16 protein-coding genes and 1 pseudogene are annotated in these 20,333 nt (G+C 55.7%); 12 read left to right on the top strand and 5 right to left on the bottom strand.

Annotated features, from left to right (window positions below; all coding sequences use genetic code 11):
- Nucleotides 1-40 precede the first annotated feature (40 nt).
- Both AC6T8Q_RS07630 and AC6T8Q_RS07625 read right to left on the bottom strand, forming a co-directional pair.
- Complete coding sequence (locus AC6T8Q_RS07630) at nucleotides 41-436, bottom strand: GxxExxY protein (RefSeq protein ID WP_496919821.1); 396 nt, start codon at nucleotides 434-436, stop codon at nucleotides 41-43.
- 43 nt (nucleotides 437-479) lie between these two features.
- A complete protein-coding gene (locus tag AC6T8Q_RS07625; protein WP_500678502.1) occupies nucleotides 480-1,775 on the bottom strand; it encodes a homoserine dehydrogenase in 1,296 nt (431 codons plus the stop codon).
- Between the two features lie 238 nt (nucleotides 1,776-2,013).
- Between AC6T8Q_RS07625 and leuS the strand changes: the two genes are divergently transcribed.
- From leuS to AC6T8Q_RS07590, 7 genes and pseudogenes are all read left to right on the top strand, one after another.
- Entirely contained in the window at nucleotides 2,014-4,656 is a 2,643-nt protein-coding gene (leuS, locus tag AC6T8Q_RS07620; protein ID WP_500678501.1) for a leucine--tRNA ligase, read from the top strand.
- A 65-nt stretch (nucleotides 4,657-4,721) separates the two neighbouring features.
- Nucleotides 4,722-6,011 carry a glucose-1-phosphate adenylyltransferase gene (locus AC6T8Q_RS07615; RefSeq protein ID WP_500678500.1) on the top strand — a complete coding sequence of 430 codons (1,290 nt, stop codon included), beginning with the start codon at nucleotides 4,722-4,724 and terminating at the stop codon, nucleotides 6,009-6,011.
- Between the two features lie 183 nt (nucleotides 6,012-6,194).
- On the top strand, nucleotides 6,195-6,887 hold the full coding sequence (locus AC6T8Q_RS07610; RefSeq protein ID WP_500678499.1) for a toxin-antitoxin system YwqK family antitoxin: 693 nt from the start codon (nucleotides 6,195-6,197) through the stop codon (nucleotides 6,885-6,887).
- An 85-nt stretch (nucleotides 6,888-6,972) separates the two neighbouring features.
- Nucleotides 6,973-8,895 carry an ATP-dependent zinc metalloprotease FtsH gene (ftsH, locus tag AC6T8Q_RS07605; protein WP_500678498.1) on the top strand — a complete coding sequence of 641 codons (1,923 nt, stop codon included), beginning with the start codon at nucleotides 6,973-6,975 and terminating at the stop codon, nucleotides 8,893-8,895.
- Nucleotides 8,896-9,016: 121 nt separating this feature from the next.
- A complete protein-coding gene (gene ppk1 / locus AC6T8Q_RS07600) occupies nucleotides 9,017-11,203 on the top strand; it encodes a polyphosphate kinase 1 (protein WP_496919815.1) in 2,187 nt (728 codons plus the stop codon).
- A 148-nt stretch (nucleotides 11,204-11,351) separates the two neighbouring features.
- Nucleotides 11,352-11,588 (top strand): annotated as a pseudogene (locus AC6T8Q_RS07595) (ankyrin repeat domain-containing protein); the annotation flags it as partial.
- A 69-nt stretch (nucleotides 11,589-11,657) separates the two neighbouring features.
- Nucleotides 11,658-12,398, top strand: coding sequence for an ankyrin repeat domain-containing protein (locus AC6T8Q_RS07590; protein ID WP_500678561.1), 741 nt, complete (start codon nucleotides 11,658-11,660; stop codon nucleotides 12,396-12,398).
- A 39-nt stretch (nucleotides 12,399-12,437) separates the two neighbouring features.
- On the opposite strand, the gene AC6T8Q_RS07585 is transcribed toward AC6T8Q_RS07590, so the two are convergent.
- Nucleotides 12,438-13,961: a CehA/McbA family metallohydrolase gene (locus AC6T8Q_RS07585; protein WP_500678497.1), complete on the bottom strand. Its 1,524-nt coding sequence runs from the start codon at nucleotides 13,959-13,961 to the stop codon at nucleotides 12,438-12,440.
- Nucleotides 13,962-14,122: 161 nt separating this feature from the next.
- On the opposite strand from AC6T8Q_RS07585, the gene AC6T8Q_RS07580 reads away from it, so the two are divergent.
- From AC6T8Q_RS07580 to AC6T8Q_RS07560, 5 genes are all read left to right on the top strand, one after another.
- Nucleotides 14,123-15,097, top strand: a complete 975-nt coding sequence (locus AC6T8Q_RS07580) for a DnaJ C-terminal domain-containing protein (protein WP_500678496.1) — start codon at nucleotides 14,123-14,125, stop codon at nucleotides 15,095-15,097.
- The gene (locus AC6T8Q_RS07575) at nucleotides 15,091-15,417 is read left to right on the top strand and encodes a hypothetical protein (RefSeq protein WP_496919812.1); all 327 of its coding nucleotides are present in this window, start codon (nucleotides 15,091-15,093) and stop codon (nucleotides 15,415-15,417) included. The genes AC6T8Q_RS07580 and AC6T8Q_RS07575 overlap by 7 nt, the downstream gene beginning before the upstream one ends.
- Before the next feature lie 16 nt (nucleotides 15,418-15,433).
- Entirely contained in the window at nucleotides 15,434-15,802 is a 369-nt protein-coding gene (gene rnpA / locus AC6T8Q_RS07570; RefSeq protein WP_500678495.1) for a ribonuclease P protein component, read from the top strand.
- On the top strand, nucleotides 15,799-16,038 hold the full coding sequence (gene yidD, locus AC6T8Q_RS07565) for a membrane protein insertion efficiency factor YidD (RefSeq protein ID WP_500678494.1): 240 nt from the start codon (nucleotides 15,799-15,801) through the stop codon (nucleotides 16,036-16,038). Before rnpA ends, yidD begins: the two co-directional genes overlap by 4 nt.
- A 158-nt stretch (nucleotides 16,039-16,196) precedes the next feature.
- Entirely contained in the window at nucleotides 16,197-17,936 is a 1,740-nt protein-coding gene (locus AC6T8Q_RS07560; RefSeq protein ID WP_500678493.1) for a HEAT repeat domain-containing protein, read from the top strand.
- 51 nt (nucleotides 17,937-17,987) lie between these two features.
- Here the strand turns inward: AC6T8Q_RS07560 and cimA are convergent, their stop codons facing one another.
- Both cimA and AC6T8Q_RS07550 read right to left on the bottom strand, forming a co-directional pair.
- Complete coding sequence (cimA, locus tag AC6T8Q_RS07555) at nucleotides 17,988-19,571, bottom strand: citramalate synthase (protein WP_500678492.1); 1,584 nt, start codon at nucleotides 19,569-19,571, stop codon at nucleotides 17,988-17,990.
- Between the two features lie 43 nt (nucleotides 19,572-19,614).
- The gene (locus AC6T8Q_RS07550; RefSeq protein WP_500678491.1) at nucleotides 19,615-20,001 is read right to left on the bottom strand and encodes a four helix bundle protein; all 387 of its coding nucleotides are present in this window, start codon (nucleotides 19,999-20,001) and stop codon (nucleotides 19,615-19,617) included.
- Nucleotides 20,002-20,333 lie beyond the last annotated feature (332 nt).

The following is a 20,333-nucleotide window of genomic DNA, read 5'->3' as shown; positions in this document are numbered from 1 at the left end:
ATTTAATTAACCACTAAGGCACGAAGGTCACAAAGGAAGATTAAATTACTATTCTTTTGAGACCGTCTTTGAGTAGACGAACATTAAAATTGATTAAAAGTCCCAAACGGTTTTTCGATAGTTTTAAATAGGTCAATAACTGCGCTTCGTGCAGTGGCATTAATTGTTCACAAGATTTCAGTTCAATGACCACACAATCCTCAACCAAAAGATCGATACGTAAGCCAGATTCTAGCACCAAATCGTCGTAGATAATTGGTAGTACAGCTTGCCTTACATACTTTAAGTTAGACTTAGCCAACTCATGACATAGGCATGATTCATAAACCGATTCAAGTAACCCAGGCCCCAGGGCTTTGTGAACTCGAAATGCACCCTGAATCACTTCATGTGCAATTTTTTCTATCTCATCAGCTATGGGGTCGTAGGAACTCACTTCAACTCAACTGTCTTTGTGTCCTTTGTATCTTCGTGGTTAACTAATCTCTGACCCACATGCGGACCAAATCGCCTTTGACACAACTTAGTCCCGCGATTTCTTCGCAGGCTTTGGCGGCGGCACCGGCGGTGGTTTCGTGGGTCATGATCACGAGTGGCAGGACTTGGCTGCCGGGTTCGGCTTCGTGTTGCAGCACGGACGAAATAGAAACTTTTTGCTTGCCGAGGGCAGTCGTAATTTGGGCGAGCACGCCGGGATGGTCGTCGACGTTCACACGCAAATAGAAGCGGCCTTTGGCTTGGGCGTAATCGTTGGGTGTCACACGGGCTTCGCGCCGTGACCACAGTTCCAGCGTTTTGAAGGTGATTTTGGTGCGGCCCACGGCGGTGTCGATCATGTCGGCCACGACCGCAGAAGCTGTTGGCATTTGGCCGGCGCCGGCACCGTAAAAGAGCAGTGGCCCGACGGCATCGCCCACCACGCGAATGGCATTGAACGGGCCACCCACCTCGGCGAGTGGTGTGCCAGCTTTCACCAACGTGGGCGAAACGTGTAGTTCCAAACCGTCGTCCACGAGTTTGGCTACGGCGAGAAGCTTGATCTTGTAGCCCATCTCTTGAGCGTAACGCACGTCGGCCACGTCGAGCGTATCGATGCCCGAGCGTGGGATGTCTTGCCAATCGACGCGGGCACCAAAGGCAAGGTGTGCGAGGATGGCTAACTTTTGGGTCGCGTCGGCGCCATCGACGTCCATCGTGGGATCGGCTTCGGCATAGCCAAGCTTTTGGGCCTCGGCCAGTACCTCGGCGTAAGCGGCTCCATCTTCGTGCATCTTCGTGAGAATGAAGTTGCTCGTGCCGTTGAGAATCCCTTGCATGGATTCAATCTGATTTGCAGACAGGCATTGGCCAATGTTGGCGATGATGGGGATGCCACCCGCCACGGAGGCTTCAAAGGCTATCGAGCGGCCCAGCTCGCGGGCGCGATCGAAGAGTTCGGGGCCATGTTCCGCTAGCAACGCTTTGTTGGCCGTGACGACGTCTTTGCCGCGTTCCAGCAGTTGAAGCATGATCGTGCGGGCCGGTTCGATGCCCCCCACCAAATGGGCGACGACTTCGATCTCGGGGTCGTCGAGCACTTCGTTTAAATCGTCGGTGAGAATGCCGTCGGGGAGGTCGCAGTTGCGAGCTTTTTTGAGATCGCGAACGACGGCTTTCTCCAACCACAGGGTGCGGCCGGCGTGGCGGGCGGTGCGGTCGCCGAATTCGAGCAGAATCTTGGCAACGCCCGAGCCAACGGTTCCCAGGCCGACAATGGCAACTTTGCTCTTTTCCATGTTTCTTAAAATCCCGTCGGCAGACGCTATTCCCAGTCGGCACCGCACAGGCGGCTGCAAACTGGTTATCGTACTTAGCGGAACGGACAAACGTCAACGGCTGTGCGGTTCGCGCAAGTCGTTAATTGCTGTAGAATTAGCGGTTTTCTTGCTGCTTGGAACTGGGGTCCGACCAACACTTCGTGTTTGTGCCCGTGACCCGGCTCGCTTGCGTCCTTTTTACAGCCTGACATTTCTCATGCCGCGTTATAATCCCGCCGTCGTCGAACCCAAGTGGCAAGCCTATTGGGAGGAACACCAAACGTTTGTCGCCCCGCGAATGCCAAAGGGTGAAAAGCTCTACGCGCTGGACATGTTCCCCTATCCGAGTGGCGACGGCTTGCACGTGGGGCATCCAGAAGGATACACGGCGACCGACATTGTTTGCCGGGCGGCTCGGATGCAGGGCAAGAGCGTCGTTCACCCGATGGGCTTCGATTCGTTCGGATTGCCCGCGGAAGAGCATGCCATCAAAACGGGGGAGCATCCCCGCATCCAAACCGAGAAGAACATCGCCACGTTCCGTCGGCAATTGAAGATGCTCGGTTTCAGCTACGACTGGTCACGCGAACTGGCGACCACCGACGTGGAATATGTCCGCTGGACGCAATGGATTTTCTTGCAGCTGTTCGACACGTGGTTTGATGAGGAACAACAAAAGGGACGACCAATTGCGGAACTGCCGATCCCTTCGGACGTAGCCGACGAGGGTGCTGCCGCGGTGCTGGCCTATCAAGACGAGCATCGCCTAGCGTTTCAGAGTTTTGCGCCGGTGAATTGGTGCCCTGCGCTGGGCACGGTGCTGGCCAATGAAGAAGTGATCGACGGTAAAAGCGAGCGCGGCAGCCATCCCGTGGTGCGAATGCCGCTGCGGCAATGGATGTTGCGAATTACTTCTTACGCGAGTCGCTTGGAAAAAGACTTGGAACTAGTCGATTGGCCTGAGAGCGTGAAAGCTCTGCAACGGAATTGGATTGGACGCAGCACGGGTGCGGAAGTCGATTTTTATATTGGCCCGTCTGCCAATTGGCCGAGTGTGACGTTGCAGCGCCGTGGACAAGCATTTTCACGGAAGCCGGCAGATGATTTTCTGCGGATCTACACCACGCGGCCTGACACGCTGTTTGGCGCGACTTATATGGTGATCGCGCCGGAGCATCCCTTCGTGGAGAAGCTGACCACGGCAGAGAACGCGGCGGCGGTGAAGGCTTATTGCGAAAAGGCGGCCGCGAAGAGTGACCTCGACCGCACGGAACTCGCCAAAGAAAAAACCGGCGTGTTCACGGGGAGTTATGCGATAAATCCCGTGAACGGCGAGAAGGTGCCAATCTGGATTGCCGACTATGTGCTGATCAGCTATGGCACGGGGGCAATTATGGCGGTGCCGGCGCATGATGAGCGCGACTTTGAGTTTGCGAAGCAGTATGACATTACGATTAAGGCCGTTGTTGATCCCGGCGAAACCGCCAGCGATCGGGATGACGTACTGGCGGGTAATAAGGTCTTTCCCGGTAATGGTGTTGCCATCAATTCAGGTAAGTTTGACGGGCTCACGACTACGCAGTTCAAAGAAAAGATTACGGATTGGTTATCAGCACATGGCGTTGGCAAGCAGGCGGTCAATTACAAATTACGTGATTGGCTGTTTAGTCGTCAACGATTCTGGGGTGAACCGTTCCCAATTTTGCATGAGCTCGACGCCGACGGAAAACCGACGGGCCGCATTCGTGCGGTGGCTGAGTCAGAATTGCCGGTCGATCTGCCGCATCTGGAAGATTTTAAGCCGCATGGCCGACCCGAGCCACCGCTGGATAAAGCGCCTGAGGAATGGCTCTATCCCGTGATCGATGGGGTGAAGTACAAGCGCGAAACGAACACGATGCCGCAGTGGGCCGGAAGCTGCTGGTATTACTTGCGGTTTCTCGATCCGAAGAACGACAAAGCTCCGATTGATCCAGCCGTGGAGAAGGCGTGGATGCCGGTCGATCTCTACATCGGCGGGGCCGAACATGCGGTACTGCATCTGCTGTACTCGCGGTTTTGGCACAAGGTGCTCTATGACCGGGGCGTGGTTTCCGAGCCGGAGCCGTTTAAGAAGCTCGTGAATCAAGGAATGATTCTTGGCGAGAACAACGAGAAGATGTCTAAGAGCCGCGGCAATGTGATCAATCCTGATCTCGTGGTGAAGGAGTATGGTGCGGATTCATTGCGACTCTATGAAATGTTCATGGGGCCCTTAGAAGCGACGAAGCCATGGAGTATGGAAGGGGTCAGCGGCGTGCATGGGTTTTTAAGCCGTGTCTGGCGGTTGATTCTCGATGATCATGCCGAGCAAAACACGCTCAACGCGGCGGTTTGCGACGATGCCTTGACCACCGAGCAGCAGCGAGTGCTTCACAAAACGATTAAGGCCGTGACCGAGGACATCGCTAAACTGTCGTTCAACACGGCAATTGCCCGAATGATGGAGTTTTGCAATTTCTTCACAAAGTTGGATCATCGTCCGCGGGCTGCGATGGAGCCGCTGGTGCTGCTGTTGGCCCCTTTTGCCCCTCATATTGCGGAGGAATTGTGGCAGGCACTCGGGCACGAGAAAACCCTGGCGTATGAGCCGTGGCCAGCATACGATGAATCACTCCTCGTCGAATCGGAACTGGAAATCCCCGTGCAGATTAATGGTAAGCTGCGTGGCAAGATCACGATTCCGGCTGAGACCGATGCCGCGGCGATGGAGGCAGCGGCTCGTGTTGACGCGAAGGTTGCCGAGTTGCTCGCGGGGAAACAAATTGTGAAAGTGATTGCCGTCCCTGGGCGGATGGTGAATTTTGTGGTCAAGGGTTAAGGATTAGAAGAACTAGGATCGCTAAGCCGCAACCGGCTAGTGGATAAACAAAGGATTACCTTTTCATGCGTGATGCAATTGCTGTTGTGTTGGGTGGAGGGCAAGGAACGCGCCTCATGCCACTCACGAAATATCGCTCCAAACCCGCCGTGCCGCTGGCTGGCAAATATCGTTTGATCGATATTCCACTTTCCAATTGTCTCAACAGTCAACTCAACCGCATTTATGTGCTCACGCAGTTCATGTCGGTGAGCTTACACCGTCATATCCGGGGCACGTACCGGTTTGATAATTTCAGTGGCGGGTTCGTCGAAATTCTCGCTGCTCAACAAACGATGACTGAAGGAACGGATTGGTATCAAGGGACCGCCGACGCCGTGCGGAAGAACTTGCGTTACCTCACACAGCCAGGAATCAAATATGTGGTGATCCTGTCGGGGGATCAGCTGTATCGCATGAATTTCGGCGAAATGCTGAAAACGCATCGCGATGCGGGGGCAGATATCACGATCGCCACCAAGCCGGTTCACAGTAGCGAAGCCTCGTCGCTGGGAATCATGCGGGCGGACGACACGGGCAAAGTCATTGGTTTTGCCGAAAAGCCGACGACCGAGGAGTTGCTCAACTCCGTGCGCACCGATCCGGCGTGGATCGACGCGCAAGGCATCGAGAGCCAAGGCCGCGATTGTTTGGCGAGCATGGGCATCTATGTGTTCAATGCCGCTGTTTTGGCAGAATTGTTGCACGAAACTCATCATCGCGACTTTGGCAAAGAAGTGTTCCCTGAATCGATCGAGTCACACAAAGTCCAACTGCACCTGTTTGACGGTTACTGGGAGGACATCGGCACAATTCGTTCGTTCTTTGAAGCGAACTTGCAACTCACGCGACCGAATGCTCCTTACGAGCTGACCACGCCGTCGGCGCCAATTTACTCGCGGCCACGGTTCTTACCGCCGACGCGGTTTGATGGCGCAACCGTGGAAAGCAGTCTCGTGGCGGATGGTTCGATCATCGAGCCGGGGGCGCATATTGTGAATAGCGTGATTGGCCTGCGTTGCAAGATTGGCCGGAACGTGACGATTCGCGACTCGATCATCATGGGGGCCGACTTTTACGAAACGGACGACGACATCGCCCGGCATAGCGAGCGGACCCCAATTGGGATCGGCGAAGGGGCGCTCGTTGAGAAAGCGATCATCGACAAAAACTGTCGGATTGGCGCGCGGGCACAGATCGTGAATCCCGGTAATCAGGGTGATTGCGAGATCAACGATTTCTGTTCGCTGCGGGACGGAATTCTGGTCGTCGAGAAAGATGCCTGTTTTCCCGCAAATTGGCAGATTCAGCTGTGACCCGCATAATCGCGTCAGCCCGAATAGGTGGTTCGACCTCGCAGGCAATTTCCCGTCGTCCCGGCCAACCAACCGATTGGTCTGCCGCGAAGGAGATGTCATACTGAATGGGTCTGCTCAAGCATCTTTGGGCTAAACTCTTGATAGCCAAATTTAATTCATCACATTCTTGGAATGAAATACATGACCGCGTTGAAGTTCTTTTCGTTTGTATGCATTCTCTGTTTGGGAATTGCCTGGGTCGTTCCTGCTTCCGCGCAAGAAGCCAAATCGGACGACGTGTATCTTGATGAGCCGGAATCCGATCCCCCCGGACGCGAAGTTCGTAAACAGAAGGTCGAGGATAAATACGAGGATGGGAAGCTCCGCTCGGAGCGTAATGTCTCGATCCTTTCGGACGATACTTACGTGAACGATGGTCCTTACGTCGAATATTATCCGGACGGTCAGAAGTTCGCCGAAGGGAACTACGTTGGCGGAGTGATGGAAGGGGAGTGGAACTACTGGCATCCCAAGGGCGAGGTTTGTAAGACCATTACCTTTAAGAAGGGTAAGCCTGAGGGGGCTTTTGAAGTGCGCCGCGCGGATGGCACGCTGGAGAGCAAGCAAAGTTTTAAGAACGGCATCCGGCACGGGGAATGGGTCACTTATTATGAAGACGGCAAGACTCCCAAGGTGAAAGCCAACATCGTCGACGGCAAAGTGGAAGGTGAGCGGACAACATATTTCGAGAACGGCCAAATGCGGCAACAGGCTCAATTCAAGGCAGGCCAACTTGATGGCCCCATGGCCGAGTTCAATGACACGGGCAAAAAGATCGCGGAAGCGACCTTCAAGGAAGGCAAAGTGCAGGGCGAAATCAAGCGATTCAACTAGCGCGGTTGATCCCGCTCGAAATTCTCGCGTGCCCCGCCTAGAATGAGGAGGCTCGATTGATCTTCATTCTCTCACATGTGAATTCATGGCTGAAAAAGAAAAAAACGGCGACACCGCAAAACCTTCTGGTTCCCAGCGCAATCCCACGCAATGGCTGGTGTTTCTGTTGTTGGGCATGGCCACGGTATTTCTACTGTTCTCCAGTTGGGGAGCAGAGCCCTCGATCTCTTACAGCCAACTGCTCGACCAAATCGAGGCGGGTAACGTCGCGAAGATCAATATTCTTTCGCGGCATGTGATCGGCGAATTTAAGGAGCCCGTGGAAGTTCCGAATCCCGCGGTAGCCGCCGATAAGCAACCGGCCCCCATCAAAAAATTCCAAAGCACGTTGCCGCCGCAAGTCGGTGAGGAATGGCTCGCTCAATTACGAGCAAAAGGCATTGAGATCCGCGCGGAAAACCCGGCGAATTACGACGACCTTTTCTTTTTCTTGTCGCTGCTGGGGCTTGGTCTGTTGGTGCTGTTCGCCTGGAACATGATGCGCCGCACGCGCGACCAGATGATGGGCGGGGGGATGTTGGGCGGCGTCATCAAGAGTCCAGCACGGCGTTACGATGCGAGTGATCGCAAAATCACCTTCGACGACGTGGCTGGCTTGGATGGCGTGAAAAAAGACCTCGAAGAGATTGTTCAATATTTGAAAGACGCTCCTAAGTTCCAGCGACTAGGTGCCCAGGTGCCCAAGGGGGTGTTGTTGATGGGCCCTCCCGGAACCGGCAAGACGCTGCTCGCTCGGGCGGTTGCGGGCGAAGCGGGTGTACCGTTTTTCTCGATCAACGGTTCTGAGTTTATCCAACTGTTTGTCGGCGTCGGCGCGGGCCGGGTGCGCGATATGTTTAAGACCGCTCAAGAAAACTCGCCGGCGATCCTTTTCATCGACGAAATTGATGCCGTGGGGCGGCAGCGTGGCGCAGGTATGGGTGGTGGCCATGATGAACGGGAGCAGACACTCAACCAAATTTTGAGCGAAATGGACGGCTTCAGTCCCACGTCGACGGTGATCGTGCTTGCTGCGACGAATCGTCCCGACGTGCTTGATCCGGCACTGTTGCGGCCGGGACGGTTTGATCGACATGTGACCGTGGATCGACCCACAGTGAAGGGGCGCAAAGAGCTGTTTGAACTTCACAGCAAGAACGTCCCCATGACCGAGGAAGTGGACTTCGACAAACTTGCACGGGCTACGGTGGGGCTTACGGGCGCTGACATTCGTAATCTTGTGAATGAGGCAGCGTTGTGGGCCACAAGGCAAAACAATGACAAGGTCGGTCCCAAAGATTTTGAATACGCGCGTGATAAAGTTTTAATGGGATCGATGCGCGAGGACATTCTTACTCCCGAAGACAAGAAGGTGACAGCCTTCCACGAATCGGGGCATGCGCTTGTGGCTTGGCTGTTGCCCGATTGTGAACCGGTACACAAAGTCACGATCATTCCGCGAGGGCGGGCACTTGGTGTGACTCAGTTGGTTCCTGAAGAAGATCGATTCAATGCCAATCAAAGTCAAATGCAGGCCATGTTGACCATGGTCCTTGCAGGACGCACGGCCGAGAAGATGGAGTTCTCGCAATTTAGTGCCGGTGCGGAGAACGATCTCAAGCGAGCCACTGAACTCGCACGCAAAATGGTCACACGTTGGGGCATGAGCGAACGCATTGGGCCCGTGGCCTACAGCAATGGCGAGGAGCATCCCTTCTTGGGTCGGGAAATGGCACACGAGCAGCGGACGTTTAGCGAGCGGACTGCCCAGGTCATTGATGAAGAAATTGCTAAGATTCTGCACTCGGCCGCTGACCGGGCGGCGGAGTTGTTGACGGAAAATAAAGAAAAGCTCGCTGTGCTCGCCAATGCCTTGCTTGAGCGGGAAGCTCTGGATGCCGAAGATATGGCCCAACTCATCGGCCCCGCGGTTCGCCACAATCGCAATGCGGTTCAAGTGCCGATTTAGGCCCCATCTTTTGCCGGCATACTCCTGAATCCCCCAGTTTCGCCGGATTCAATAAGCTATACTGCAGAGGCACGCTCTAGCGTTTGTGCTGTCTGAAATTGCTGCTCTAAGTTTTCGCACCATGACTGATTCTTCGCTGTTTCTTCCCGAGCATTTCATCAACCGCGAGTTGAGCTGGTTGGAATTCAACTCGCGCGTCTTGGAAGAAGCGCAAGAATCGTCCAATCCGCTCTTGGAGCGAGCGAAGTTTTTGTCGATCTTCAGCTCGAACCTCGACGAGTTCTTTATGGTGCGGGTGGCAGGTTTGCGCGAGCAAGCTTTTGGCGGCGTGGCACCACAAGATATCACCGCAGATGGTCTGACGCCGGTCGCGCAATTGGTGCGCATTTCGGAACGCGCGCGACGCATGGTCGATGAGCAATATCGCTGCTTCAACGATGCGATTCTGCCCGAGTTGGCCCAGAACAACATCCACATTCTCGCCGAGAAGGATTTAGACAAAGCCCAACGGAAGACCGTCAATGAATTCTTTCGGCAGCGGGCGTTCCCGGTGCTCACGCCGATGGCGATTGACCCGAGCCATCCTAGTCCGCGGTTTCACAATCGCGGTTTTTATCTGGTCGCTTTGTTGCATCGGGCGAGTGGCTTCGGCCCGACTGATATTTTTGCCGTGGTGCAATTGCCGACCGTATTACCGCGATTCATCGACGTTGGTCAACCGGGCGAAAACAAGTACGTGATGCTCGAAGAGTTGTTGGCTGCGAAGTTGCCCGAACTCTTTGGCGGTTATGAAATTTCGCATCACGCCTGTTTTCGTATGACTCGGGACATGGACATCGACGTACTCGAGCACGAATCCGACGACATGCTACGGGCCATTGAATCCAAGCTGCGCGTGCGGCAACATTCCGAAGCGGTGCGGCTGGAAGTGCAAGCGGGGATGAGTTCCGATCTGTTGGCCATGCTGGTCAATGAAGAGCAACTGCACGTCCGCGATGAGGTCGACGGCCGCTTTTACTCGGACGTTTACCATATCAACGGCATGCTGGACCTCACCTGCATGGGCGAATTGATTCGGCTGGTAGACAAAGAAACTCTGCGTGATGCTCCCTTTGTTCCGCGGATGCCGACCGAATTACGCCGGGCCGACAATATCTTCAATGTGATCGCACAACGTGATATTCTGCTGCATCATCCGTTCGACTCGTTTGATCCGGTGGTGCAGTTCATTCAAGAAGCGGCTGAAGATCCTAACGTGCTGGCCATTAAGCAGACGCTATATCGCACGAGCGGTGGCGACAGTCCCATTGTGCGGGCGTTGATTCAAGCGGCTGAAAATGGCAAACAGGTCACGGCGCTGGTCGAACTGAAGGCCCGCTTCGATGAGGCGAACAACATCATCTGGGCGCGCCAGATGGAACGAGCCGGCGTGCACGTGGTGTATGGCTTCATGGATTTGAAAACACACTGCAAGCTGGCGATGGTCGTGCGGCAGGAAGGGAAGAAAGTTCGCCGGTATGTCCATTTCAGTACGGGCAACTACAACCCAACCACCGCTCGGCTTTACACGGACTTGGGGCTGTTCACAGCTGATCGAGCTTTCGCCGAAGATGCCTCGGCATTGTTCAATTTTCTTACCGGTTATTCGCAAGGCCACGAGTGGCAAAAGTTGATCATCGCTCCGCAAGATTTGCATCGACGTACGGTGGAACTCATCGACGAGCAGGCGCAGCGTGCCCGCGAGGGAAAGAAATCGTTTATTTTCGCGAAGCTCAACTCGCTTGTGGATCGCGAAACGATCGAGGCTCTTTACCGAGCAAGCCAGGCAGGTGTGCCGATTGAGCTGATCATTCGCGGCATTTGCTGCCTGCGGCCTGGGCTGGAAGGAATTTCCGAAACCATTCACGTTCGCAGCATCGTGGATCGATTCCTGGAACACAGCCGCATTTTGATCTTTGGCGAGGGAGCGAAAGCTCAAGTCTTCTTTTCCAGTGCCGACTGGATGCCGCGTAACTTTGACCGCCGCGTGGAAGTGATGTTTCCCATCGAAGCGGAAGAATTGCGCAAACGCGTCTGCGATGAAATCGTTCCCATTTACCTACGCGATAACACGCGGGCGCGGATACTCATGTCGGATGGCACATACGTCCGCGCCGCAGCTTGGCAAGGTGGCGAGGAGTTCCGTTCTCAACGCGAATTGTTGAATTCCACGCAAGGCACCTACCTGCCAATGGATCCTAAAAAGGACGCTGCCAATGGCCACGCTGGTGAAGTGACTTATCGGTTCCACGGTAGCAAGGTTGAGTAATTTCACCTGAGCATGTCGTTTTCCATGCGGTGGTGCTGGAAATCTCGATGCATTTGCTTGTGGTTCGCCAAGCCATCCCGGTATCATGAATGCCAACTGTATGACGCCGTTGAATGGCTAACCGGCTAGTGCATGTAATCTTGTTAAATTACTTGAGATCGCAATGGCAAGTGAACACCACAAGAATTCGTCCGCTGAAGGCTTGTTTTTGGCGGCTCAATCGGGCGATGCGGCCAAAGTGAGTGAAGTGCTGCAGGCGGGAGTGGACGTCAACATTCGTGACACGCGACCCGAGTCCCCAGGTTTTACGCCCCTGATGTTGGCTGCCGCGCATGGAAACGCTGAGGTTGTTGCACAACTTTTGCAAAATGGAGCCGACGTTTCTGTGAAGGATGATAACGTCCAAGATAGTGATAGCGGCTTTAGCTTTGTCTTCAGGGAAGGTGGCGTTGCTATGGTCCGCGAGGGCGGGTTTCAAATGCATCGCACTGCCCTTGGGTGGGCGGCAGAATCGGGGCATGCCGACGTCGTGCAGTTGCTGCTCAAGAATGGTGCCGAAGTCGATGCCCTCGACCGAGCAAAACTTTCGCCCCTGTTGATTGCTGCCGCTTCGAATTCGCTCGGAACAGTGCAGTTGTTATTGGCGGCGGGTGCAGATGTCAACTTGCGGTGCCGAGGCAAACAAACCGCGCTCATGTTTGCCGCGGAAAAAGGCCATGCCGAAGTCATCGATGCATTGGCCCAAGGCGGCGCAAAGCTTGAGTTGAAGGACGCTGACGGTTACACCGCGCTGATGTTAGCTGCAAGCAAGGCGCAACCCGCGTCCGTTGCTGCTTTGATTAAAGCCGGAGCCGATGTGCAGGCCAAATCGAAAATCGGCCGCACGGCATTGCACACGCCGTTAGGAACAGCGTTTCTTATAAAAGACTATGTGAACGAGGAATTCGTCTTTCGATTCAAGATCGATTCACAGAGAATTTATGAGACCGCAAAGCTGCTCATTGATGCTGGTGCGGATCCGCAGGCTCAAGATCAACACGGCGCAACGCCCATGCAAATGGCCGAGCAAATGGTCGAAATGACGGGCGCATTCCATGAGATCATCGGTCTTCTTAAGAACGCGGAGCCAGGAAAACGGGTTGTTGAAACGACTTCAAAGAAACCCTCAGCCAAAAAATCGAAAAGAGCTGAGTGAGAAACAGGCGTAGCGTGTGCGTAAAAGCTTTTCAGGTTGCTAGTCATCATTGGCCTTGGCGAGCAACTCTTCCCAAAAAGGTCGAGCGCCTGCGAAGTCTTTCAGGATTGCTTCGTCGTCGGCAAATTCTTCTTTGGCCGCGTCGAGCCAATCGATAAAGAACTGCACGCTGCGGCGGCTGATGCGCGGTTGGCCGTTGCGTTCGACGTAGTACGGGCCGGTCGTGGCGTACTGATAATTTTTCGTGTTGCCCGTCATCGCTCGCACGGCGAACCACCCGCTGTTGGCAAACTTGATCGGCGGCAGACGGCCTTGCCGTTCCGCGAGATCTTTCAGCCGAATCTGATGCGCTACTTCGCCATTTTGCAGGATTTCCAGATACTCCACGGCGGCTTTCTCGTAGAACGTGAGGCTGAGCGAAATGTGAAACTCACGCTCCTCGCCGACGGCGGTAGGAAACACATGCCCTGGGAGTTGACCTTCAACTTTCGTGCGGAGCAGCGGGCCGTTGGTGACCATCACTTGGCCCGCTTTCATCGCTTCAAGCCAAATGGCGGGGGTGCATTGTTCGCCACAATAGGCGTACACGCGGTTCGCGCCGAGAGGATTGCCATTGCTGCCTGAGCCGCTTCCCGCGGTGGGAGGGATGCGCAGGCCGCAATTCAAAAGATGGTGATAAATCGCTTCGCTCCAACGGCCATTGCCCATCGCACCGGGAAAGAATTTTTTGTCGCGTGGGTAACCACCTTTTTCGTTGGCGATTGTTTTATCGATCAGAGCGTTGCGATTGATGATGTTGACGGCTTCGAGCTTGCCCGAGGCAATCCACACGGGGAGTTCCCAAGCAAACGGGCTGAGCGCGATGGTCGCGTCTCCCATTTCGCTGCCCGCTTTTAATATGGCTAGCGGCGATTCCGTTGCTGATGCTTCGCAAACTTGGGGCAGTTGTTGCATGCCCACGAACAGCAATCCACTGCCACGGCGGTTGTCGACCGCAGCCCAGGGGCCAAACAAGGGAGGCGAGATTTCGGAAAATTGCTCCGAAGGCGATTGTCGAACTTGCCGGCATTTGCCGTTGTCATTCTCAGCGGTGATCACTGGAACGAATTCAATCCCCGCGGCACGCATCAAGAGGGGCATGTTCTCGAACCGTTGAGCCACATCTAAGTCTCCTCCCCACCAGCCTTCGCCGCGCATGCTGACTCGCCGCGCGAGAAGCACTTCGGTTTCGTCGTCGGCATGGCGCTCAAGGGAAAAATGGCCGTCGCGGGTTTGGAATTCGGGGCCGGCATCCAAGGAGAATTCATAGTTGCCCTGCTTCAGTTCCAGGGTGACGGAACCTTCGAACACCAGATAACCATCAACGGCAATCGCTCCTGCGGCGCGCACTCGGACAGGTCGTCCCGACTTGCGAAGTTGCATGCGGACAGGCAAGGGCTGGCCGGAACCTTCCTCGGCGACGCTGATCGTGAGCACGCCGTCGTAGCCCGCGGAGTAGGCGGGCGAGGCGTTCATGGAGATCAGCAGGGCACAGAGTAGGCAGGCAATGCTTCGAACTAACAACGGAAACTCCCGCAAAACACTTGTAATCGGCATAGACGACGATTCCAGGAACCTATGGCAAGTCTAGCACGCACGATGAACTTTTGGCCGCTATCCTTCGCAGGGGCAACCGGTAAAATGAGGTCATTCAGGCCGATTTCCATTCCTCGCATTTCAATCGCATGGCAGCAGATCATTACGAAACATTAGGGGTGAGTCGGCAGGCGACGCCGGATGAAATCCAGAAGGCGTACCGCCAGATGGCTCGCAAGCATCACCCCGACCTCAATCCGAACGACACTAAGGCCAAGGAAAAATTCCAACAGGTGCAGGCCGCGTTCGATGTCTTGAACGATCCGCAGAAGCGCGAGCTCTACGACCGTTACGGAAACGCCTACGAAACATTTGGCGGCGGCGGTGGAGGAGGTGGCCCGCGCCCAGGTGGGCCGAATCCTTGGGCTGGTGCGGGCGGCCCGGGAGCCGGTGGCTTTGAAGTGAATTTGGACGATCTGTTCGGCGGCGGCGCGGGAATGGGCGGCGGCGTCGGTGGTGGCGGGTTTGCCGATCTCTTCAAAACCTTCAAGCAAAAGAACAAGCGGGCTGCTCCCACCAAGGGACACAACATCGAACACACACTCACCGTGCCGTTTGCCACGGCCGTGCTGGGTGGCGAAGCCCAGATTTCGTTACAGCGCGTGGATGGCACGACCGAATCGTTGCGGGTGAAGATTCCCGCGGGGATCGAGCCGGGTAAAAAGATTCGCCTGCGTGGGAAGGGCGAGGAAAGTGAATCGGGTGGCGCGGCCGGTGATCTGTTGATCAAGGTGGATGTCGCGCCGCATCCCCATTATCGCCGCCAAGGCAATCGGCTCGATGTGCGCGTGCCGATCACGCTTGCCGAAGCCATCGGTGGTGCGAAGATCGACCTGCCGACCCCGAACGGTACGATCACGCTCACGGTCCCACCCGGTACTTCGAGTGGCGGCAAATTGCGCGTGAAAGGGCAGGGTGTGAAACATTCCAACGGTGAAGTCGGCGACTTGTTTGCCGAAGTGATGGTCGTTGTGCCGAAGGATATTTCGCCGGACGATCGTGAACAACTTGTTGAGATCTTGAAGAAGTATCCCCAGAATCCGCGGTCAGAGTTGCGATGGTAATCCCTGCGATCGTCGATGGATTGCTCTTCGCACAGCAGGCGGAACGCAAAGTTCCCGAGCCGACACGCACGATCATCTTGATGGCCTTGCTTGGGATTCTGCTGCTCGGCATGCTGCTGATCGTGGGCACGATGCTGCTTGGGCATTGGGTACGCCGTCAGGGACACGAACGTCGTGGGCCGGTGGTGCCACCCGATGTGATCTTGCCACGGACCCAACCGCCACAACGGCCCGTGTCGGACCGGATGCAATCGGCGAATTCTTCGGAAACGTTTTCGGGTGACGACACCGTCGGCACAGATGACACGGTTGTGTCGTAACCTCACGGCAAGGCTGATGAAAGAATTCGGATTTCCCAAATCGGCTCGACTCCTGAAGCCCGCCGAATTCGATCGGGTCTTTAAGCGGCGGTGCGTGGCGAGCGACGACCACATCGTGCTGCACGCGGCCCTCGGTGCGACGCATGAACCGCGGTTGGGATTGGTCGTTTCCCGGAAGTGCGGCAACGCGGTCGCGCGGAACCGTTGGAAACGTGCCTTGCGTGAGGCGTTTCGGCTAGTCAGGTCTGATCTTCCCGCGTGTGACTTTTGCGTCGTGCCACGGGGTAAGACGGTACCGAGCGTTGCCGACTTGCAACAATCTTTTCAGGCGATTTCTTTGCGGCTCGCCAAGCGATTGCAGCGCGAGAACAAGGAGACGACATGAACGCCGTGTGGTCGGCCTGTCGGCAAGTCCCGGCAATGCTGCTGATTTTCTGCGTGCGGTGCTATCAGTGGACGATCAGCCCGCTGCTGGGGCGATGTTGCCGTTTCGAGCCGACATGCAGCGTCTATTTCATTGAAGCGGTCAAGAAGTATGGTGCGGTTCGTGGCTCGTTGATGGGTGTGCGGCGAATTACCCGCTGTCATCCCTGGAATCATGGCGGCTACGACCCGCCGTGAGATCCGCTTGTCGCTAGCATCATGCTGTGCTGGTGCTGGCAGGGGTTGTCTTGACCCAGCTTGCCGCTCTTCGTAATCTCCCACCGCTTGACGCTCTCCCCACAGGAAGTGGTGCGCGGGAGCCATGTTTGTTTTACGATGCGTAGGAGACGCTTTGCATGAGGCCTGCACTGACCCGCCGAACGAAGCTGGGCAATCGAACGGACATTGTGATCACCTTGATCGCCGTGGGTTTGTGGTCGGGTTGCATGGGCCCGATTCTAAGGCAGCAAAGTCCCACGCTGGATAAGGAAGCCGAGGCTTCGAGGGCTGATATGTCGCTCGTGGGGAGCGTTACGCAGCCTTACGGTTTGAACTATGTCAAAGTCGAGGCCGTGTCGTTGGTCACGGGGTTGGCTGGCACGGGAGAAGATCCTCCCCCTTCGCCGCAGCGAGCTGCCTTGCTCGCCGAAATGAATCGCCGCGGCATCGAGAATCCCAATAAAATTCTCGCCTCGCCGAATACGGCGTTGGTCTTGGTGCGCGGTTTCCAACGTCCTGGCATTCGTGCCGGCGATCCTTTCGACATCGAAGTGCGCAGCCCTTCGAAAAGCAACACGACCAGTTTGCGTGGCGGGCATTTGCTGGAAACACCTCTCACGGAAACAGCCGTGCTCGGTGATCAACTTCGCAAGGGCCATACCTTGGGAGCTGCGATGGGGTCCGTGCTGGTTGATCCCAACGCGGAGATTAAGAAAGATCCCGTGCTTGCGCGGCAGGGGCGTATCTTGGGTGGCGGCGTGGCGTCGAAGGACCGCAATCTGGGCCTGATCATCAATAGCGAACATCAGTCGATCCGTTTGAGCCAAGCCGTTGGCAAAGCGGTCAACAATCGGTTTTACAGTTACGTCGACGGCCAACAGCGCGGCGTGGCCACGCCCAAGACCGACGAATTTCTCGAACTCGAATTGCATCCGCGCTACAAAGACAACGTCGGCCGCTATATGCGGGTCGTTCGCAGTATCGCGATCAACGAAACGCCCAGTGAATTGCAATCGCGGTTGGAGCTGTTGAAGAAGCAATTGCTTGATCCTGTGACCGCGGCCGACGCGGCGATTCGGTTGGAAGCGGTCGGTAGCGATCAGGCTAAAGAGATTTTGCTCGAAGGTCTGAAATCCGAAGATCCCGAAGTTCGCTTCTATACCGCCGAAGCCTTGGCCTATCTCGACGTGACCGAGGCCGTGGAGCCTTTGGTGTATGTCGCCCGTGAGGAACCGGCGTTTCGTGTCCATGCGTTGGCCGCTTTGAGCGCTATGGACGATGGTGCCGCATACGACGGGTTGCGGTCGCTGCTCAACGTGAAGAGCGCCGAAACACGCTACGGGGCCTTCCGTGCCATGACGGCGATGGCTCCTGCGGATGGATTCTTGCAAGGCAAGGATTTCAAGGGAAAATTCAAGCTGCACGTACTCGATCTGGAAGGTGATCCCCTGATCCATGTGACTAGTAGCCACCGGCCAGAGATCGTGTTCTTCGGACGCGATCATGAACTGAAATTACCGCTCGTGCTTGATGCCGGTCCGAAGATTCTCGTGAACGGCCTGTCCGGTGGGCAGATCAAGGTGAGCAACTTCGGCGAGACGACGCAACAACGGATCGTTTCGACCAACGTCGAGGAAGTCATCCGTGCGGTGGTCGAACTCGGCGGCAACTATCCCGACGTCGTGCAGATGCTGCAGCAAGCTAAGCAGACCGGCGCGATGGAAAGTCGCTTCCGCGTGAACGCATTGCCGGAAGTCGGACGCGAACTGGTGATGCGCGACCGCGACGATTCCTCCGAAGATGAGGAGAGCTCCACCGTTGAGCGTGCCAGCTACGAGATCGAAACTCCCGAGCCGGGATTGTTCGAGATGAAGTAGCGGAGGGGATTTTGCACGCGGAACTGGGGATCGGCAGCGGGACGCTGCCGGCTAACTTTTGTTGTCCTTGCAGAGTTTGTACTCGATACTGTCGACGAGCGCTTGCCAACTGGCTTCGATGACATTCTCGTGCACGCCGACGGTGCCCCAGGTGCCGGTGTCGTCTTGGCTTTCGATGACGACGCGGACGCTCGCGGCAGTAGCGGCGTCGGAGTTGATCACGCGCACTTTGTAATCGACGAGGTGCATCTGGTTCAGGCTTGGGAACTGGCCGTTGAGCGCTTTACGCAGCGCTGCATCGAGCGCGTTGACGGGGCCATCTCCTTCAGCGACTTCGTGAAGGTGTTGGCCGTTGACTGCGAGCTTGACCGTAGCTTCGGTGATGGGCGTGCCATTTCGGTTGACCACGCTCGTGCGATAGTGCATCAGCTCGAAGTGAGGCTTGTGAATGCCCGCGGCTTTGCGAACGAGCAAATCAAACGACGCTTCGGCGGCTTCGAATTGATAACCGCGATTCTCCAGGTCGACCACCTGCTGCAGCACGCGATCCATCAGGGCTTTGTCGTTCTGCAGATTCATCTTTGTGGCGAGCGCGATGATGTTCGACCGGCCGGAAAGCTCGCTCACGAGGATGCGGCGTTCGTTGCCGACTTTCGTGGGGTCGATATGCTCGTAGCTGGAGGCGATCTTGGCGACCGCGTGGACGTGCATGCCCCCTTTGTGGGCAAACGCGCTGGGGCCGACATAGGGCTGATTCACGCGGAAGTGCATGTTGGCGATTTCGTACACGTAGCGGGATAGCTCGGTGAGATGGGCGACGGGGGAAACTCCGGGCGCTGACGGCTCGCCGGTGAGGACTTCGTAGCCTTTTTTCTTGAGTGCGAGATTCGCGACCACGGAAATCAAATCGGCGTTGCCGCAGCGTTCGCCGAGGCCGTTGATCGTGCCTTGCACTTGGACGGCACCCGCATCGACGGCGGCCAGCGAATTTGCCACCGCGAGTTCACAGTCGTTATGGGTATGGATGCCGAGAGGCTTGTCGATTTTTGCGCCGGCCTCACAGGTGATGGCGGCGATTTCCTCGGGCATCGTGCCGCCGTTGGTGTCGCACATGACAATAGTCGAAGCGCCTGCTTCCGCAGCGGTTCGGATCGTCAGCGCCGCGTATTCGGGATTTCGTTTCCAGCCGTCGAAAAAGTGTTCTGCATCGTAAATCACATCACGGCCTTGTTCGCGCAAGTAGGCGATTGTCTCGCGGATCATCGCCAAATTTTCTTCCAAGGATACGCCGAGCACTTCCTTGACCTGAAAATCGGAAGTCTTGCCGACGATCGTGACGACGGGTGTTTGGGCATCGAGAAGCGCCTTCATGCCGACGTCGTCGCCCGGTTTCATCCCCTTTCGCCGGGTCATACCGAAGGCACAGACCCGGCTGTGTTTAAGCGGATTCTCGGCGATCCGCTGGAAGAACTCGGCGTCCTTGGGATTCGACAAGGGATAGCCCCCCTCGACGAAATCGAAGCCAAACTCATCGAGCCGATGCGCGATGAGAACTTTGTCCTCGAGAGAAAAGTTAACGCCTTCGCCTTGGGCGCCGTCGCGGAGAGTGGTGTCGTAGATTTGGATGTGTGTCATATGAGAGGTCAGAGGTGAGAGGCCGGAGGTCAGTAGTAGGAGATCAGGGATTATTGAGTTTTGATTTGAGAGAGCGTTGCAGTCCTCGGAGCATGCGACGTTCTTCACCAATCAGGGAATCGAGCTGAATGATTGTTTGTGGATCACCAAAATGGAATCTTGTGGCGAGTTCAAGAAATGTTTCAATTTCCGCGAGTGATCCAATAGAAATGGAAAGAAATCTTAAATACTCTTTTGTTGATTCTCGTGCGTTGCCTTCAGCGATATTGGCTGGTACTGACACGGCCGCACGACGTAGTTGATTCACTAGGCCAAACTTTTCGTCGTCTGGAAAGGTCATGGTCAGTTGATAGATCAACTCGGCAATCTCTATGCCCAGTTGCCAGACTTTAAGATCGCGATGTGACCGGATTTGCTTATTTTCACTCATAAGATTGAATCCTATTGCGTTCGGATACTGACCTCTGGCCTCTCGCCTCCGACCTCTTCCTACAAAAAAAAAACCCTGAGGCCTTGGGGGCTCAGGGTTGTCGTGTGTTTCGGTTGTCTGCCGACTTCAACCCCGAGGCTTGCCGCCAATAATAATGCTGATCGCAATAATCTCGATGCTCATTCGCGAAATCGAGTTGGAAGCGACGGACAGCATGGCAAGTTTCGGAGGATAAAGTGTGTTTCGGCTGATCACCTAAGTTTACCTGCCTGTGGGGGCGGAAGCAACTCAGGGGCCCTTTGGCGGCCTTGGAAGGGGCACGGGCTGCCATT

It is taken from the genome of Bythopirellula sp. (assembly GCF_041737835.1).
In the GTDB taxonomy this organism is placed as follows: Bacteria; Planctomycetota; Planctomycetia; order Pirellulales; family Lacipirellulaceae; genus Bythopirellula.
This window is presented reverse-complemented; position numbering and strand designations above follow the sequence as displayed.

Coding starts and splice junctions, on each gene's coding strand:
- AC6T8Q_RS07625 (WP_500678502.1), bottom strand. CDS start 1,775: ATGGAAAAGAGCAAAGTTGCCATTGTCGGCCTGGGAACCGTTGGCTCG.
- leuS (WP_500678501.1), top strand. CDS start 2,014: ATGCCGCGTTATAATCCCGCCGTCGTCGAACCCAAGTGGCAAGCCTAT.
- AC6T8Q_RS07615 (WP_500678500.1), top strand. CDS start 4,722: ATGCGTGATGCAATTGCTGTTGTGTTGGGTGGAGGGCAAGGAACGCGC.
- AC6T8Q_RS07610 (WP_500678499.1), top strand. CDS start 6,195: ATGACCGCGTTGAAGTTCTTTTCGTTTGTATGCATTCTCTGTTTGGGA.
- ftsH (WP_500678498.1), top strand. CDS start 6,973: ATGGCTGAAAAAGAAAAAAACGGCGACACCGCAAAACCTTCTGGTTCC.
- ppk1 (WP_496919815.1), top strand. CDS start 9,017: ATGACTGATTCTTCGCTGTTTCTTCCCGAGCATTTCATCAACCGCGAG.
- AC6T8Q_RS07590 (WP_500678561.1), top strand. CDS start 11,658: ATGGTCCGCGAGGGCGGGTTTCAAATGCATCGCACTGCCCTTGGGTGG.
- AC6T8Q_RS07580 (WP_500678496.1), top strand. CDS start 14,123: ATGGCAGCAGATCATTACGAAACATTAGGGGTGAGTCGGCAGGCGACG.
- AC6T8Q_RS07575 (WP_496919812.1), top strand. CDS start 15,091: ATGGTAATCCCTGCGATCGTCGATGGATTGCTCTTCGCACAGCAGGCG.
- rnpA (WP_500678495.1), top strand. CDS start 15,434: ATGAAAGAATTCGGATTTCCCAAATCGGCTCGACTCCTGAAGCCCGCC.
- yidD (WP_500678494.1), top strand. CDS start 15,799: ATGAACGCCGTGTGGTCGGCCTGTCGGCAAGTCCCGGCAATGCTGCTG.
- AC6T8Q_RS07560 (WP_500678493.1), top strand. CDS start 16,197: ATGAGGCCTGCACTGACCCGCCGAACGAAGCTGGGCAATCGAACGGAC.
- cimA (WP_500678492.1), bottom strand. CDS start 19,571: ATGACACACATCCAAATCTACGACACCACTCTCCGCGACGGCGCCCAA.
- AC6T8Q_RS07550 (WP_500678491.1), bottom strand. CDS start 20,001: ATGAGTGAAAATAAGCAAATCCGGTCACATCGCGATCTTAAAGTCTGG.